This window comes from Devosia oryzisoli, assembly GCF_014837245.1.
GTDB classification, from domain to species: Bacteria; Pseudomonadota; Alphaproteobacteria; order Rhizobiales; family Devosiaceae; genus Devosia; species Devosia oryzisoli.
In genome coordinates, this window is sequence record NZ_JACYFU010000003.1 from 549,231 (window position 1) to 563,541 (window position 14,311).

Below are 14,311 nucleotides of genomic sequence, written 5' to 3' on the forward strand. Positions count from 1 at the left end.
CTATGAGTTATCTATAGCCAACGAGCTATGAATGCGTCAAGCGCCGCGTTCGAGGGCGAGGTGCTGCAGGAGGATGATGGTCTTGGCGTCGGTTAGTTCGCCGCTCTCGATCATGCCGAGGGCTTCATCGAGCGGCAGTTCGACCAGCTCGATGTCCTCGCCTTCATGCGCCAGCCCCCCGCCCTGTGCCTGCCGTGTCTGCGCATCGTACTCGCCGACAAAGAGGGCCACTTTTTCCTGAACGGCGCCGGGGCTGGGATAGATGTTGCAGATCTTGCGCACATTGCGCGGGGCGTGGCCGGTTTCTTCCAGGGCCTCCTTATGGGCACAGGTAAACGGGTCATCCCCATCCAGCATGCCGGCGCAGACCTCCAGCATGAAGGCGGGGTCGCCATTGAGGAGGGCCGGGAACCGCGCCTGGCGCACCAGAAGCACCGTCTGCCGTGCCGGATCGAACAGGGCAATCGCCGCCGCGTTGCCCCGATCATAGATTTCGCGCTTGAGGTGATGCAGGCTCCCATCGGCCGCGCGGTATTCGACATCGGCCTGGCGCAGCGCGCCCCAGTGTTCGGCCAGCGTGGTGACGCTTTTGATCTTGATCCGGTCCATACGAAGTTCCTCTTGCGGCTCGGGGCGGCTTAGCCCGATTGGCGGCGGAGGAAAAGGTCCGCCATTCGGCTCTGCCTACCCCACCAGCGCGGTGACCGGGCTCATCGGGGTGACGTCGTCCGTCATCCGAACTCCATTGTGCGAAAAGCGAACAAAGTGCGCAAAGCGCCGCTTGTGGCCGCAAATGTGGCATAAGGGGGTTGGAAATCCGGGGTGTTCCAGCCTAAAAGTCGAAACATTCCAAACTGGACGCAGCTCCGCTGCAACAGGAAGGCCCTTTCGCTCATGACGGCTCGCGCCCGCCCCACTTCCCCGCACTTGCAGATCTACCGCTGGACCATCACCATGGCCATGTCGATCTTCCACCGCGCCACCGGCATCGCCAACTATGCCGGGATGGCGTTCCTCGCCATCTGGTTGGTCGCAGCGGCCAGCGGGCAGGATGCCCTCAACGTCGTCAACGTCATCTATGGCAGCTGGCTGGGGCAGGTGATCCTGTTCGGCTTCAGCTGGAGTCTGGTGCATCACATGCTGGGGGGCCTGAGGCACTTCGTCTGGGACAGCGCGGCCATGATGGAGGCGGGGCAGCGCGAGGCGATGGCCTGGGCGACCATCATCGGCTCGGTCGTCATCACGCTCCTAATCTGGATAGTCTTCGTGTGGGTGGGCTGAGCGATGCGTGAAACCGTTATCAGCCAGGCGACAATCGCCAATCCGAAGAGCCACTACGGCAATGCCCCCGCCTCGACGCGGCACTTCATCACGCAGCGCGTGACCGGAGGCTTCAATGTCCTCTTTCTTGGACTGCTGCTCTACGTCGTCGTCGCCCTGGCCGGGCAGGACCGGTCTGACATGGTGGCGCTCCTCGGCAATGCCTTTGTGGGCCTGCCACTGGCCGCGCTGATCTGCATTGCGGCAGTGCACATGCGCAACGGCATGCGCGACGTGTTCGAGGATTACTTCGCGGGGCGGATGTACAGCCTCGCCATGATGCTCAACACGCTCTTCTGTCTCATCGTCGCGCTGGCTGCTGCCGGCGCTCTCGTCAAGCTCGTGTTCTGGGGCTGATCTACCTATGGCAAGTTACGAACTGATCGACCACGAATTCGACGTGGTGGTGGTCGGCGCCGGCGGCGCGGGCCTGCGCGCCACGCTGGGCATGGCCGAGCAGGGGTTCAACACCGCCTGCATCACCAAGGTCTTTCCCACCCGCTCGCACACCGTGGCGGCGCAGGGCGGCATCGCCGCCTCGCTGCAGAACATGGGTCCGGACAGCTGGCAGTGGCACATGTACGACACCGTCAAGGGGTCGGACTGGCTGGGCGACAACGACGCCATGGAATATCTGGCGCGCGAGGCGCCCGCCGCCATCTACGAGCTCGAGCACTATGGCGTGCCCTTCAGCCGCACGCAGGAAGGCAAGATCTACCAGCGGCCTTTCGGCGGCCACATGACCGAGTTCGGGGACGGCCCGCCGGTCCAGCGCACCTGTGCCGCGGCCGACCGCACCGGGCACGCGATCCTCCACACGCTCTATGGCCAGTCGGTCAAGAACGACGCGCAGTTCTTCATCGAGTATTTCGCGCTTGATCTCATCATGGGCGAAAACGGCGAGTGCCAGGGTGTCATCGCCTGGAAGCTCGACGACGGCACGCTGCATCGCTTCCGCGCCAAGCTCGTGGTGCTGGCGACTGGCGGCTATGGTCGCTCCTATTTCTCGGCCACCTCGGCGCACACCTGCACCGGCGACGGCAACGGCATGGTGGCCCGGGCCGGCCTGCCGCTCCAGGACATGGAATTCGTGCAGTTCCATCCCACCGGCATTTATGGCGCGGGCGTCTTGATCACCGAGGGCGCGCGCGGCGAGGGTGGGTATCTGACCAATTCCGAAGGCGAGCGCTTCATGGAGCGCTATGCGCCCAACGCCAAGGACCTCGCCTCGCGCGACGTGGTTTCGCGCTGCATGACGCTCGAAATCCGCGAGGGGCGGGGCGTGGGCCCCAACAAGGACCACATCTACCTGCACCTCGATCATCTCGACCCAAAGGTGCTGCACGAGCGGCTGCCGGGCATTACCGAGAGCGCCAAGATCTTCGCCGGCGTGGATTTGACGCGGGAGCCGATCCCGGTGCTGCCGACGGTGCACTACAATATGGGCGGCATTCCCGCGAACTACCACGGCGAGGTGCTGAACCCCACCGAAGCCGATCCCGACCGGGTCGTGCCGGGCCTAATGGCCGTGGGTGAAGCGGCCTGCGCCTCGGTGCACGGCGCCAACCGGCTTGGATCCAATTCTCTCACCGACCTTGTCGTGTTCGGCCGTGCGGCGGCGCTACGGGCCGGCAAGGTGCTGGACAAGGCGGCGCCGGTGCCGGGCATCAACGCCGCGCAGGACGAGAAAATTCTGGCGCGCTTCGACCGGCTGCGCAACGCCAACGGCTCCAACCCGACCGCCAAGCTGCGCGACGAGATGCAGCGCACCATGCAGTCGGATGCCGCCGTGTTCCGCACTTCTGAATCCCTCAAGCAGGGTGTCGAGCGGATGAGCGAGATCTACGGGCGGCTCCATGACATCAAGGTCACCGACCGCTCGCTGATCTGGAATTCCGATCTCGTCGAGACGCTGGAGCTGGAAAACCTCATGGCCTGCGCCATGACCACGGTGGTTTCGGCCGAAGCCCGGCATGAATCGCGTGGCGCCCATGCTCATGAGGATTTCCCCAATCGCGACGACGAGAACTGGCGCAAGCACACGCTGAGCTGGATCGATGCCGGGTCGGGCAAAGTGAACCTCGGCTACCGCCCTGTGCATGTCGACCCGCTGACGCCCGAAAGCGAAGGCGGCATCGCGCTCAAGAAGATCGCTCCCAAGGCGCGGGTGTACTGATGCGGCTTACTGGCCTGCTGCCGATCATCGCTGGTGCGATGCTGATGTCGAACCTGCCTGCGCTGGCTGCCCAGCCTAGCGCGGCGCAGAAGGAGGCGTTCTATGCCGTCTGCATGGGGATCGCACAGGATGCGACGCTGTGCGGCTGCAAGGCGGATGCGGCGATGACGCTGATCGACGAGCGCTTCATGGACCTCGTGATCGGCTCGATGAAGGGGACCAAGTCGCCGCCCGCAGCCGATTACGACGCCTACAACACCTATGTCGCCAAATCGAACCAGATCTGCAAGCCGAACTACTAGGGCTGGCGCGACGGGATTTCGGAGGGCCCGAAGTGGCCTCCGACGCTGAGAAGGAAGAGTTGAGACCATGGCTGAACTGACGCTGCGCAAGGCCGACCAGCCGCAAAAGGGCAAGACCTGGCCCAAGCCCGAGGGTGCGACGCGCCTGCGGGAATTCCACATCTACCGCTACGATCCCGACAAGGCCGACAATCCCCGGATCGACACCTATTTCGTCGATCTCGACAATTGCGGTCCAATGATCCTCGATGCGCTCCTCTACATCAAGAACCGGATCGACCCGACCCTGACGCTGCGCCGTTCGTGCCGCGAGGGCATTTGCGGGTCGTGCTCGATGAACATCAACGGGCTCAATACCCTGGCCTGCACCAAGGGCATGGACGACAGCTCGGGCGCCATCAAGATCTACCCGCTGCCGCACATGCCGGTGGTCAAGGACCTGGTGCCGGACCTCACCACCTTCTATGCGCAGCACCGCGCCATCGAGCCCTGGCTCAAGACCACCTCGCCCACGCCGGACAAGGAGTGGACGCAGTCGATCGAGGACCGGGCCAAGCTCGACGGGCTCTACGAGTGCATCCTTTGCGCCTGCTGCTCGACCTCGTGCCCGAGCTATTGGTGGAACGGGGAAAAGTATCTTGGGCCGGCGGCCCTGCTGCAGGCCTATCGCTGGCTGATCGACTCGCGCGACGAAACCACCTCCGAACGCCTCGACAACCTCGAAGATCCGTTCAAGCTCTATCGCTGCCACACCATCATGAACTGCGCCAAGGTCTGCCCGAAGGGGCTGAACCCCGCCAAGGCGATCGCGCAGATCAAGAAGATGATGGTGGAGCGCAAGGCCGCCTGAACCGGCCTTCTCCTGCAGGAAAAAGCCCGCCTTGGAAAAGGCGGGCTTCTTTATGCCGGACCGGCTCAGCTCTCGCCGTCACGCAGCACGATGCGGCCCGCTTCGAACTGGGCCTTGCAGTCATTGGCGTCGGCCGCGCGATCGCTATCGAGCAGGGTGACCGCCGCGCCTGGGCCCTCGAAACGCGGGTCGTCGCATTCGCCATTGTCGGCATAGGCGGAGGCGTTGTCGCCGAAGTCGACGCCGCTCGAATCGTACGGCGCCCCGGCAGCGTATTGAGGGGTGTAAACCTCACGAATGCTAATGTCGTTCTGCTCCTCGAGCGTGCGGCAATCGGTGGCGTCGGCCATGACGTCTTCGTAGTCGAGCTTCTTCGCCATGCCGGGCCCGACAAAGCGCAGGTCGTCGCACTGGCCGTCATTGGCCCAGCGCGAGCTGTCGTTGCCGTAGTCGAAGGCGGCCGGCTGGGTGGCGGTGCTGCTGGCCTTGCCGAAGCTGGCGGTGCCGGCGATAAAGGCCGCCCGGCAGTCGGTCGCGTCCTTCATGCGGTTTTCGGCCGACGGCTCCTCGGCCACGTCGGGGCCGAAGAAGTCGGGGTCGTCGCACTCCCCGTCCTTGGCCCATTCGCTGGTGTCGTCGCCGAAATCGATGCGGCCAGCCATGGCGGTGAGCGCCGCGGTATCGGCGGAGGTAGAGCCAGGGGCAGTTTCGTCTGCCAGCGTGACGGTGCCGGCCTCATAGGCGGCGCGACAGTCGGTGGCGTCGTGGAGGCGATCGGTCTCGACCAGTTCGTCGGCCGCGCCGGTGCCGGTGAAGCGCGGATCGTCGCATTCTCCGTCCTTGGCCCACTGGCTGGCGTCGTCGCCGAAATCGATGTCTCCGGTCCCGCCGCCGGAACCCTCGGACAGGGTCACGGTGCCGGCCTCGAAGGCGGCCCGACAGTCGGTGGCGTCGTGCAGGCGATCTTCGTCCAGGAGTTCGGTGGCCGCGCCGGTCCCGGTAAAGCGGGGGTCATCGCATTCCCCGTCCTTGGCCCACTGACTGCTGTCGTCGCCAAAGTCGATCTCGGGTGCGGTCGACGAAGTCGATGGCGCGACCGGCGCCGGTTCGGGGGCGGCGGGCGGCGCGGGCGTATCGGGTGCGGGCTTGGGGGGTGCCTTCTCCTCGGCAAGGGTGACCGTGCCGGCCTCGAAAGCCGCCCGGCAATCGGTGGCGTCATGCATGCGGTCCTCGTCGACCAATTCGTCAGCGGCGCCCGAGCCGGTAAAGCGAGGATCGTCGCACTCGCCGTCCTTGGCCCACTGGCTGGTGTCGTCCCCGAAATCGATGTCCTGCGCGAAGAGCGGCGTGGCTGTGGCCAGGCACAGGGCCACGCCGGCAAAGACCATGCGGAGCGGATGCAGCGTCATCTGATACCTCGCTTTACGATCGAGCCCCGCGCTGAATGCCGGGCGCCTCCCCAGATCGTGACGATGGAACATTACAGCGCCATTGCGGGCAGCAAAAGCGCCTGCTGCACGAATCAGCGCAGCTGTCGTTCCCGGCGCGCGAAGAGCCAGGACCCGAGCAGCACGAGAGCCGTGCCGATGGCGTGGAAAAGGGTGAACGCCTCGCCCAGGATCGCGACGGCGAGCAGGATCGTTGCGATCGGGCCGAACGCGGCGGTCGAGGAGGTGGCGCGGGCGCCGATGCGGGCAATGCCGGCGTTCATCAGCAACGAGGGCAAGACCGTGCCGAAGACGCCGAGCGCCAGGCCGTAGCCCCAGTCGACCGGTTCGAGGGCGGCAAAGCCGGCAACGCCGGAGAGCAGGAGGCTCTGGCCGATGGCGACCACGGCGGCGGTGGACATGCCGATGCAGGTAAACAGCGCCGATCCGATCAGCACGATCTGCCGGCGGGCGAGGTGTTGGTAGAAGGCGAAGGTGACCGCCGAACCCAGCACCAGCAGCGTCCCGGTCAAAAGACCCTCCGGCTGCACGGCGAGGTTCCAGCCGAAGATGACGAGGAGCCCCGCGTAGGAGACGACCATGGGTGGGACGAGACGCCAGTTCATCCTGTCGCCAAAGAACAGCACGCCGAAGATGAGGACGAAGAAGGGGTAGGTGAAGAGCACCAGCCGCTCATACTGAGCGGTCACGAAATTGAGGCCGGCAAAATCGAGGTAGCTCGAGACATAATAGCCCAATATGCCGACCGCCATGGAGGAGAGGATGAGCGCGGGGCGGAGTCTGGCCCGGGCGTCAGGCTTGCGACGCAGCAGCGTGAGTAGAATGACGACGTAGACGGGCAGGGCGACAAGCATGCGCAGGGCGAGCAACGTCTCGGTGGGCACGCCGCCGGCATAGGCCAGCTTGATGAAGATGCTCTTGGTGGAAAAAAGCGCCGCGCCGCTCATTGCGAGGCCATAGCCAAGCACATCGGTGCCGGGTGCGGTCGCGGTTCGGGCTGCGGAGGGCGGTATCATTGCGGGTGGTTCCTGTTTGCCCGCCCGCCGATGTCCACTCTGGCCGCCTGGGGCGGGCCGTGGACGAAAGCCGGTGTCAGCCTTCGGTCCGGGCCCTGATGGGTCCGAAATGCCGAATAAGCGGAAGCTGGATGGGCGCGAAGGAAGACATACTCATTCTCCTAGCGCGAGCTTTCGGGCAGCGCCAAGTGCGGTTTGGCGCAAACCGTCCAGCTAGCCGCGCGGATGGGCGCGGGCGTAGCTCTCGAGGAGGCGCTCGGTGTCGACTGCGGTATAGATCTGCGTGGTGGAGAGGCTGGCGTGGCCCAGGAGCTCCTGAATGGCGCGCAGATCCCCGCCCTTGCCCAGAAGGTGGGTGGCAAAGGAATGGCGCAGGGCATGCGGGGTCGCCGAGGGGGGCAGGCCGAGGGCGCTTCGCAACTGCTCCATGCGCAACTGGATGAGGCGGGGCGAGAGGACGCCGCCTCGTACGCCGCGAAACATCGGTTCATCGGGCGCGACGGTGAAGGGGCAGAGTTCGAGATAGATTTCGATGCTGCGCAGCACGGGATCGATCAGGGGGACCATGCGCACCTTGCCGCCCTTGCCCGTGACGCGGAGCGTGCCGCCTTCAAGGCTCGCCCGCGTCAGCGCCAGGGCTTCGGAAATACGCAGGCCCGAGCCGTAGCAAAGAGCGATGACGGCCATGTCGCGGGCGGCCACCCAGGGGCGATCCTCGAGTTCGCCCGCCATGTCGATGGTGGCTTTGGCCTCGACCACGGTGAGCGCCTTTGGCAGGGAGCGCGGAATCTTTGGCGTGCGGACGGCGTTGAAGGCTTCGGTGGCCAGAATTCCTTGCCGCTCGAGATGGGTGAAGAAGCTCTTGAGGGCGGAGAGGACCCGCGCCAGCGACCGTGACCCCAGGCTTTCGCTACGCCGCTGCGCCATGAAGGCGCGAATGTCAGCCGCCCGTATATCCTTGAGCGTGGCGAGGGTGACCGTGCCGCCCATGTGGTCGGCCAGAAAGCGCATGAACTGGCCAAGGTCGCGGCCATAGGCCTCGGTGGTGTTGGGGGAGAGCCGGCGCACCGCGCCCAGCTCCTGCAGCCAGGATGCGATGAGGCTGCGCAGGTGATCATCGGTGGCAAAGGCGCTGTCGGTCATGGCCGTCACTTTCACCGCTCATGGTAAACTCCCTCTTAACCCGACGCGCGCCATGGTCCGGGCAAAGGAGAGTTGCCATGCGCACCCGGACAAGTCCTCTGATGGCCCTTGCGCTCGGCCTGCTGGCGGCAGCACCTGCCGCCGCTGGCGATCTGCGTTATGGCTACGCGCCCTACACGGGTCCGCAAGGTTTTCAGCCCCGCGGTCTCTTTTACACCGACCAGCGCGAAGAGGCGCTGCCGCGCGAGACGATCACGCTGCGCGGTAGCATCGGCGCCATGTATCTGCGCGGCGACGAATACGTCTTCAATGGCGATCGGACGCTCAGCCAGCTGATCTGGGAAAGCAAGGTGCCGGTGCTGCGCGGGGGAGCCGACCTTGCCCTTGGCGGCGGCTTCAGCGTCAGTGCCAGCGGTGCGGTCGCGGGGTTCGGCAGTAGTTATATGGAAGACTACGACTGGTTCATCGCCACCGACAATTTCGATGACTGGACCCACCGCTCGCAGCACCCCGATACCAGGCTCGACCACTATATCTCCCTCGAGCTTACCGGAGGCTACGAAGTGGCGCGGACCGACACCGCGTTCGTGCGGGCCCATGCCGGGGCCCGCTATACCGACCTGCAATGGGCCGCCTTCGGAGGCAGCTACATCTACAGTTCAAACACCGGCTTCCGGGACACCAGCGGCAGTTTCGCTGACGGCGACCCGGGCATCACCTATCGCCAGCAATTGCCCGAGCTCTTCGTGGGTGTCGACGGGGAAGAACGCTATGGCCGGTTCACGTTGGGCGGGCTGCTGCGCGGCGGGTTGATCGTTGGGGCAGTTGCCACCGACGATCACTGGATGCGTGACCTGCGCTTCACCGACAGCCTCTATGCCATGCCCAGCATCGAAGTGGGCCTGAGTGCCGGCTACGCCATGAGCGATCATGTGGACGTGACGCTGGGCGGCAATTTCCGGCAGATCTTCCAGCAGCGCGGCGACACCAAGGCCTACAATACGGTGACCGGAGCGACCGACACCTACACCAATGCCGCGGGTGCCTCGTTGCGCAGCGTCGATATCACGGCTGGACTGACCGGCCGGTTCTAAGCCCCGCCGTCCAGCGCTCGCCAAAACGTGCCTGTCGGCCCTACCTGGAATCACTTGCGCTTCCTATGTTCGGATGCGAACAGAACGCGCACAAATGCATATCGGTCCAGACATCGTCGCCGTCATGGTGGGGGTCGCCGTCGACGGTCCCTACAGCTACCGCGTGCCCGAAGGGATGCGGGTGGAGCGGGGCTCCATCGTTGCGGTGCCGCTCGGGCCGCGCCTGATCCTGGGCGTCGTCTGGGGCGAGCCGAAGGACAGCGTGGCGCACAACCGGCTGCGCGACATCGCGCATGTTTATAACGTGCCGGCACTTTCCGAAGAGCTGTTGTCGCTGGTGGAATGGGTGGCGCGCTATACGCTCACGGCGCCCGGACAGGTTTTGCGGGGCGTACTGCGCTCGCCCGAGGCGCTGGATGCGCCCAAGCCCGTGGTGGCCTACCGGCGCACCGGCTTCGAGCCGGAAAAGCTGACGCCGGCACGGCTGCGGGTGCTCGATACGCTCAATGACGACATGGCCTGGCCGCGCCCGGCACTGATGGGCGCGGCCGGCGTCTCGGCCTCGGTTATCGAGGGGCTGGAGCGGGCCGGGGCGCTCGAAAAACTCGAGATGCCGCCGCCGCCCGTGGTGCTGCCGCCCGATCCCGAAGCCAATCCTGCGCGTCTCAATCCCGAGCAGCGGGCGGCTCTTGATCGCATTCTCGCCATTGGCCCACATGAATTTGGCGTGGCGCTGCTGGATGGCGTGACCGGCGGGGGCAAGACAGAGGTCTTTTTCGAGGCGGTGGCCGATACCCTGCGGGCGGGGCGGCAGGCGCTGATCCTGCTGCCCGAGATTGCGCTTACCAACACCTTCATCGACCGCTTTACCAAACGCTTTACCGCGCGGCCGGCCGAGTGGCATTCGGACATGACGCCAGCGCAGCGCGCCAGGGTGTGGCGCGGCGTGCTGGACGGAACGGTGCGGGCAGTGGTGGGGGCGCGCTCGGCGCTGTTCCTGCCGTTCCGCGAACTGGGACTGCTGGTGCTCGATGAGGAGCATGACGGCGCCTACAAGCAGTCGGAAGGCTTTACCTATCACGCCCGCGACATGGCCGTGGTGCGGGCCCACCGTGCGGGGGCCCGGGTGGTGCTTTCGTCCGCCACGCCATCGGTGGAATCGCGCAACAACGCCAACCAGGGTCGGTATCACCATGTGGTGCTCGAAAGCCGGTTCGCCGAAGCGAGCCTGCCGGACATCACCGCGATCGACATGCGGGTGGATGGTCCGGACAAGGGCGGCTGGATCGCGCCGAGCCTGGCGCGCGAAGTGTTCGCCGCGCTCGACCGGGGCGAGCAGGCCCTGCTGTTCCTCAACCGGCGCGGCTATGCGCCCCTCACCCTCTGCCGCTCCTGCGGCCATCAGTACCAGTGCCCGGACTGTTCGAGCTGGATGGTGGAGCACCGCTTTCGCGGCGTGCTGATGTGCCACCATTGCGGGCATGAAATGCGCACGCCCACCGTCTGCGGCGAATGCGGGGATGCGGAGAGCCTGGTTGCGGTGGGCCCGGGCATCGAGCGGGTGGCCGAGGAAGCGGCGTTGCGGTTTCCCGATGCGCGGCGGGTGCTGCTGTCCACCGACATGGGCAGCCATGCGCAACTGCGCCAACGGTTTGGCGAGATCGAGCGTGGCGAGTACGACCTCATCATCGGCACGCAACTGGTGTCCAAGGGCCACCATTTCGAAAAGCTCTCGGTGGTGGGGGTGCTCGATGCCGATCTGGGGCTCGCGCATGGCGACCCGCGCGCGGCCGAAAAGACCTTCCAAATTCTCACGCAGGTGGCGGGCCGGGCGGGGCGCGCCAGCCGGCACGGCAAGGCGTTCCTCCAGACCTACCATCCGGACCATCCGGTAATGAAGGCCATGGTCACCGGCGACCGGGAGGCCTTCTATGCGCAGGAACTGCTGGCGCGCGAAGCGGGGGGGATGCCGCCCTTTGGCCGGCTGGCGGCGTTGATCGTGTCGGCGGGGGAACAGCAGACGGCCATGGGGTATGCCCGGCAACTGCTGTCCGCCGCGCCCATGGCCGAGGGCATCCGCCTGTTCGGTCCGGCCGATGCGCCGGTGGCGATGATCCGCGGTCGGCACCGCGTGCGGCTGCTCGCGCAGTCGGGCAAGGATTTCGACCTCTCGGGCTACATGCGCTTCTGGCTCTCTTCCGCAGAGCGCCCGCGTGGCGATCTCAAGGTGCAGATCGACATCGACCCGATGAGCTTCATGTAGCCAAGGTCAGTCCTTGGACTTGTGCTCGGGCTTGCCCTTGCGCTTGGTCGAGGCCATGTCGTCGAGCTCCTTTTCGCTCATCGACTTGTACATGGACTTGGACGCGCCCTTGAGCTCGCCGACCTTGGTGTCGCCGCGCTTGGCCGAGAGGGCGGCGCCGGCGGCTTTTTGCTGGGCCTGGGATTTGGCAGGCATGGGAACCTCCGTGGTATGGGTGCTGGTGGAGAAACGGGGTGAGTAAGGGGAGGTTGCTCGTGTTGATGGGGGTGGTTCCGTGGGAGGGATTAGTGCTTCCACGCCTGCGCCATTCGAGCGTAGCTCTCAAGGCCTCCTTGGCTTAAGTCGCCCCACCGGGGCGCCTTATCCTGCGGACCGCTTGCGGAGTGCGACACTTTCGCCGCGAGTGAATCAAGGCGGAGCGCCTTGCGTGCCGCGGCGGCCCTGTGCTAGAGGGGGCGCGATTTCCTGGGGGGTCGTGGTGTGCCTCCTTTCCGGACAAGAACAAGCCTTTGGCAACGCCCCGGTTTCTCAAATGGAAGCGGGACGCCAGCAAGGCGAAAACCGAGAGGGTGAAGCGGCATTGGCAGCGCAGAATTCAGTGCTTACCCACATCGCGCGGCCGTATGCGTCGGCGCTGTTCGATCTCGCCCAGAGCGAGAACCAGCTGGCCCAGGTGGAAACCGGGCTTTCCGACATTTCCCGGCTGATCGGTGAGAGCGAGGATTTCTCGCGCTACCTGCGCTCGCCGGTGATTACCGCCGACGTCAAGGCCTCGGCGCTCAACGCCATCATCGACAAGGCCCAGGTCAATCCGCTGGTGGCGAATTTTCTCAAGCTCGTCGCGAAAAACGGCCGGCTGTTCGCGCTGGACCAGATCATCGTGGGCTTCCGCGAACTGGCCGCCACGGCGCGCGGCGAAATGACCGCCGAAGTGACATCGGCCGCGCCCCTGAGCGAGGCCCAGGCCAGTGCCCTGGCCGAGACGCTCAAGGCCAAGCTGGGCAAGACCGTCACGCTCAACCAATTCGTCGATCCCTCGCTGATCGGTGGCCTTCAGGTGAAGGTCGGATCGCAGATGATTGATTCTTCGCTCAAGACAAAACTCGCTGCGATGAAAATCGCCATGAAAGAGGTCGGATAATGGACATCAAAGCCGCGGAAATTTCTGCGATCCTCAAGGACCAGATCAAGAATTTCGGCCAGGAAGCCCAGGTTTCCGAAGTTGGCCAGGTGCTCTCCGTCGGTGACGGCATTGCCCGCGTCTACGGCCTCGACAAGGTGCAGGCCGGCGAGCTCGTCGAGTTCCCCGGCGGCGTCAAGGGCATGGCCCTCAACCTCGAAACCGACAATGTCGGCGTCGTTATCTTCGGCAACGACCGCGCCATCAAGGAAGGCGACGTCGTCAAGCGCACCGGCGCCATCGTGGACACGCCCGTGGGCAAGGGCCTTCTGGGTCGCGTTGTCGACGGTCTGGGCAACCCGATCGACGGCAAGGGGCCCATCGAGCACACCGAGCGTCGCCGCGTCGACGTCAAGGCGCCGGGCATCCTGCCGCGCAAGTCCGTGCACGAGCCCATGTCGACCGGCCTCAAGGCCATCGACGCGCTGATCCCGATCGGCCGTGGCCAGCGCGAGCTGATCATTGGCGACCGCCAGACCGGCAAGTCGGCCATCATTCTCGACACCTTCCTCAACCAGAAGCCAGCGCATGACGCCAACGCTTCGGAAACCGACAAGCTCTACTGCATCTACGTCGCCGTCGGTCAGAAGCGTTCGACCGTGGCCCAGTTCGTGCGCCAGCTCGAAGAGTCCGGCGCCATGCAGTATTCGGTGGTGGTCGCCGCGACCGCTTCGGAAGCCGCGCCGCTGCAGTACATCGCGCCGTTCACCGGCTGCGCCATCGGCGAGTGGTTCCGCGACAACGGCATGCACGCCGTGATCGCCTATGACGACCTGACCAAGCAGGCCGTCGCCTACCGCCAGCTGTCGCTGCTGCTGCGCCGTCCGCCTGGCCGCGAAGCCTATCCGGGCGACGTGTTTTACCTCCACTCGCGCCTGCTCGAGCGCGCCGCCAAGATGAACGAGGCCCATGGCCTTGGGTCGTTGACCGCGCTGCCCGTGATCGAGACCCAGGCCAACGACGTGTCGGCCTACATCCCGACCAACGTGATCTCGATCACCGACGGCCAGATCTTCCTCGAGACCAATCTCTTCTTCCAGGGCATCCGCCCCGCCGTGAACGTGGGTCTGTCGGTGAGCCGCGTGGGCTCCTCGGCCCAGGTCAAGGCGATGAAGCAGGTGGCCGGGTCGCTCAAGGGCGAGCTGTCTCAGTATCGCGAAATGGCGGCCTTCGCCCAGTTCGGTTCGGACCTCGATGCGGCCACGCAGCGTCTTCTGAACCGCGGTGCGCGCCTGACCGAGCTGCTCAAGCAGCCGCAATTCTCGCCGCTCAAGACCGAAGAGCAGGTCGCGGTGATCTTTGCGGGCGCCAACGGCTACCTCGACAGCATCCCGGTCGCCAAGGTGGGTGATTTCGAGAAAACCGTGCTGGGCGCCATGCGCTCGAAGTATGTCGATATTCTCAACACCATCGCCGCCGAAAAGGCGCTCAGCGACGATACGCGCGCCAAGCTGAAGTCGGCGCTCGACGACATCAAGAAGAGCTACGCAGCCTAAGGCGAGCAAGGAGACGACAGCCC

At 65.3% G+C, this 14,311-nt stretch carries 14 protein-coding genes; 9 read left to right on the top strand and 5 right to left on the bottom strand.

The window, feature by feature from the left end; all coding sequences use genetic code 11:
* Nucleotides 1-36 precede the first annotated feature (36 nt).
* On the bottom strand, nucleotides 37-609 hold the full coding sequence (locus IC608_RS14265) for an NUDIX domain-containing protein (protein ID WP_191776805.1): 573 nt from the start codon (nucleotides 607-609) through the stop codon (nucleotides 37-39).
* A gap of 285 nt (nucleotides 610-894) precedes the next feature.
* Here IC608_RS14265 and sdhC point away from each other — a divergent pair, with 285 nt between their 5' ends.
* The 5 genes from sdhC to IC608_RS14290 all read left to right on the top strand — a co-directional run bounded on the left by sdhC (nucleotide 895) and on the right by IC608_RS14290 (nucleotide 4,648).
* Nucleotides 895-1,281, top strand: a complete 387-nt coding sequence (gene sdhC, locus IC608_RS14270) for a succinate dehydrogenase, cytochrome b556 subunit (RefSeq protein ID WP_191776806.1) — start codon at nucleotides 895-897, stop codon at nucleotides 1,279-1,281.
* 3 nt (nucleotides 1,282-1,284) lie between these two features.
* A complete protein-coding gene (gene sdhD / locus IC608_RS14275; RefSeq protein ID WP_191776808.1) occupies nucleotides 1,285-1,677 on the top strand; it encodes a succinate dehydrogenase, hydrophobic membrane anchor protein in 393 nt (130 codons plus the stop codon).
* 7 nt (nucleotides 1,678-1,684) lie between these two features.
* Nucleotides 1,685-3,496, top strand: coding sequence for a succinate dehydrogenase flavoprotein subunit (sdhA, locus tag IC608_RS14280; RefSeq protein WP_191776810.1), 1,812 nt, complete (start codon nucleotides 1,685-1,687; stop codon nucleotides 3,494-3,496).
* Nucleotides 3,496-3,798 carry a hypothetical protein gene (locus IC608_RS14285; protein WP_191776812.1) on the top strand — a complete coding sequence of 101 codons (303 nt, stop codon included), beginning with the start codon at nucleotides 3,496-3,498 and terminating at the stop codon, nucleotides 3,796-3,798. Before sdhA ends, IC608_RS14285 begins: the two co-directional genes overlap by 1 nt.
* 67 nt (nucleotides 3,799-3,865) lie before the next feature.
* A complete protein-coding gene (locus tag IC608_RS14290) occupies nucleotides 3,866-4,648 on the top strand; it encodes a succinate dehydrogenase iron-sulfur subunit (RefSeq protein ID WP_191776814.1) in 783 nt (260 codons plus the stop codon).
* Between the two features lie 65 nt (nucleotides 4,649-4,713).
* Here the strand turns inward: IC608_RS14290 and IC608_RS14295 are convergent, their stop codons facing one another.
* The 3 genes from IC608_RS14295 to IC608_RS14305 all read right to left on the bottom strand — a co-directional run bounded on the left by IC608_RS14295 (nucleotide 4,714) and on the right by IC608_RS14305 (nucleotide 8,255).
* The gene (locus IC608_RS14295; RefSeq protein WP_191776816.1) at nucleotides 4,714-6,057 is read right to left on the bottom strand and encodes a hypothetical protein; all 1,344 of its coding nucleotides are present in this window, start codon (nucleotides 6,055-6,057) and stop codon (nucleotides 4,714-4,716) included.
* Nucleotides 6,058-6,170: 113 nt separating this feature from the next.
* A complete protein-coding gene (locus IC608_RS14300) occupies nucleotides 6,171-7,112 on the bottom strand; it encodes a DMT family transporter (RefSeq protein WP_191776818.1) in 942 nt (313 codons plus the stop codon).
* 213 nt (nucleotides 7,113-7,325) lie between these two features.
* Entirely contained in the window at nucleotides 7,326-8,255 is a 930-nt protein-coding gene (locus tag IC608_RS14305; RefSeq protein WP_191776819.1) for a tyrosine recombinase XerC, read from the bottom strand.
* A gap of 77 nt (nucleotides 8,256-8,332) precedes the next feature.
* On the opposite strand from IC608_RS14305, the gene IC608_RS14310 reads away from it, so the two are divergent.
* Together IC608_RS14310 and IC608_RS14315 are read left to right on the top strand one after the other, a co-directional pair.
* The gene (locus IC608_RS14310; protein WP_191776821.1) at nucleotides 8,333-9,349 is read left to right on the top strand and encodes an omptin family outer membrane protease; all 1,017 of its coding nucleotides are present in this window, start codon (nucleotides 8,333-8,335) and stop codon (nucleotides 9,347-9,349) included.
* Between the two features lie 94 nt (nucleotides 9,350-9,443).
* Nucleotides 9,444-11,612 (top strand): primosomal protein N', encoded by a 2,169-nt coding sequence (locus tag IC608_RS14315; RefSeq protein ID WP_191776823.1) that lies wholly within the window; start codon nucleotides 9,444-9,446, stop codon nucleotides 11,610-11,612.
* Between the two features lie 6 nt (nucleotides 11,613-11,618).
* Here the strand turns inward: IC608_RS14315 and IC608_RS14320 are convergent, their stop codons facing one another.
* Nucleotides 11,619-11,807, bottom strand: coding sequence for a DUF3008 family protein (locus IC608_RS14320; protein WP_191776825.1), 189 nt, complete (start codon nucleotides 11,805-11,807; stop codon nucleotides 11,619-11,621).
* 337 nt (nucleotides 11,808-12,144) lie between these two features.
* Between IC608_RS14320 and IC608_RS14325 the strand changes: the two genes are divergently transcribed.
* Nucleotides 12,145-12,753, top strand: coding sequence for a F0F1 ATP synthase subunit delta (locus tag IC608_RS14325; RefSeq protein WP_191776827.1), 609 nt, complete (start codon nucleotides 12,145-12,147; stop codon nucleotides 12,751-12,753).
* On the top strand, nucleotides 12,753-14,288 hold the full coding sequence (gene atpA / locus IC608_RS14330) for a F0F1 ATP synthase subunit alpha (protein WP_191776829.1): 1,536 nt from the start codon (nucleotides 12,753-12,755) through the stop codon (nucleotides 14,286-14,288). Before IC608_RS14325 ends, atpA begins: the two co-directional genes overlap by 1 nt.
* The last annotated feature ends 23 nt before the right edge of the window (nucleotides 14,289-14,311 follow it).

What these genes read in the sequence shown, in the direction of transcription:
- IC608_RS14265 (WP_191776805.1), bottom strand. Translation starts at nt 609, where the DNA reads ATGGACCGGATCAAGATCAAAAGCGTCACCACGCTGGCCGAACACTGG.
- sdhC (WP_191776806.1), top strand. Translation starts at nt 895, where the DNA reads ATGACGGCTCGCGCCCGCCCCACTTCCCCGCACTTGCAGATCTACCGC.
- sdhD (WP_191776808.1), top strand. Translation starts at nt 1,285, where the DNA reads ATGCGTGAAACCGTTATCAGCCAGGCGACAATCGCCAATCCGAAGAGC.
- sdhA (WP_191776810.1), top strand. Translation starts at nt 1,685, where the DNA reads ATGGCAAGTTACGAACTGATCGACCACGAATTCGACGTGGTGGTGGTC.
- IC608_RS14285 (WP_191776812.1), top strand. Translation starts at nt 3,496, where the DNA reads ATGCGGCTTACTGGCCTGCTGCCGATCATCGCTGGTGCGATGCTGATG.
- IC608_RS14290 (WP_191776814.1), top strand. Translation starts at nt 3,866, where the DNA reads ATGGCTGAACTGACGCTGCGCAAGGCCGACCAGCCGCAAAAGGGCAAG.
- IC608_RS14295 (WP_191776816.1), bottom strand. Translation starts at nt 6,057, where the DNA reads ATGACGCTGCATCCGCTCCGCATGGTCTTTGCCGGCGTGGCCCTGTGC.
- IC608_RS14300 (WP_191776818.1), bottom strand. Translation starts at nt 7,112, where the DNA reads ATGATACCGCCCTCCGCAGCCCGAACCGCGACCGCACCCGGCACCGAT.
- IC608_RS14305 (WP_191776819.1), bottom strand. Translation starts at nt 8,255, where the DNA reads ATGACCGACAGCGCCTTTGCCACCGATGATCACCTGCGCAGCCTCATC.
- IC608_RS14310 (WP_191776821.1), top strand. Translation starts at nt 8,333, where the DNA reads ATGCGCACCCGGACAAGTCCTCTGATGGCCCTTGCGCTCGGCCTGCTG.
- IC608_RS14315 (WP_191776823.1), top strand. Translation starts at nt 9,444, where the DNA reads ATGCATATCGGTCCAGACATCGTCGCCGTCATGGTGGGGGTCGCCGTC.
- IC608_RS14320 (WP_191776825.1), bottom strand. Translation starts at nt 11,807, where the DNA reads ATGCCTGCCAAATCCCAGGCCCAGCAAAAAGCCGCCGGCGCCGCCCTC.
- IC608_RS14325 (WP_191776827.1), top strand. Translation starts at nt 12,145, where the DNA reads ATGGAAGCGGGACGCCAGCAAGGCGAAAACCGAGAGGGTGAAGCGGCA.
- atpA (WP_191776829.1), top strand. Translation starts at nt 12,753, where the DNA reads ATGGACATCAAAGCCGCGGAAATTTCTGCGATCCTCAAGGACCAGATC.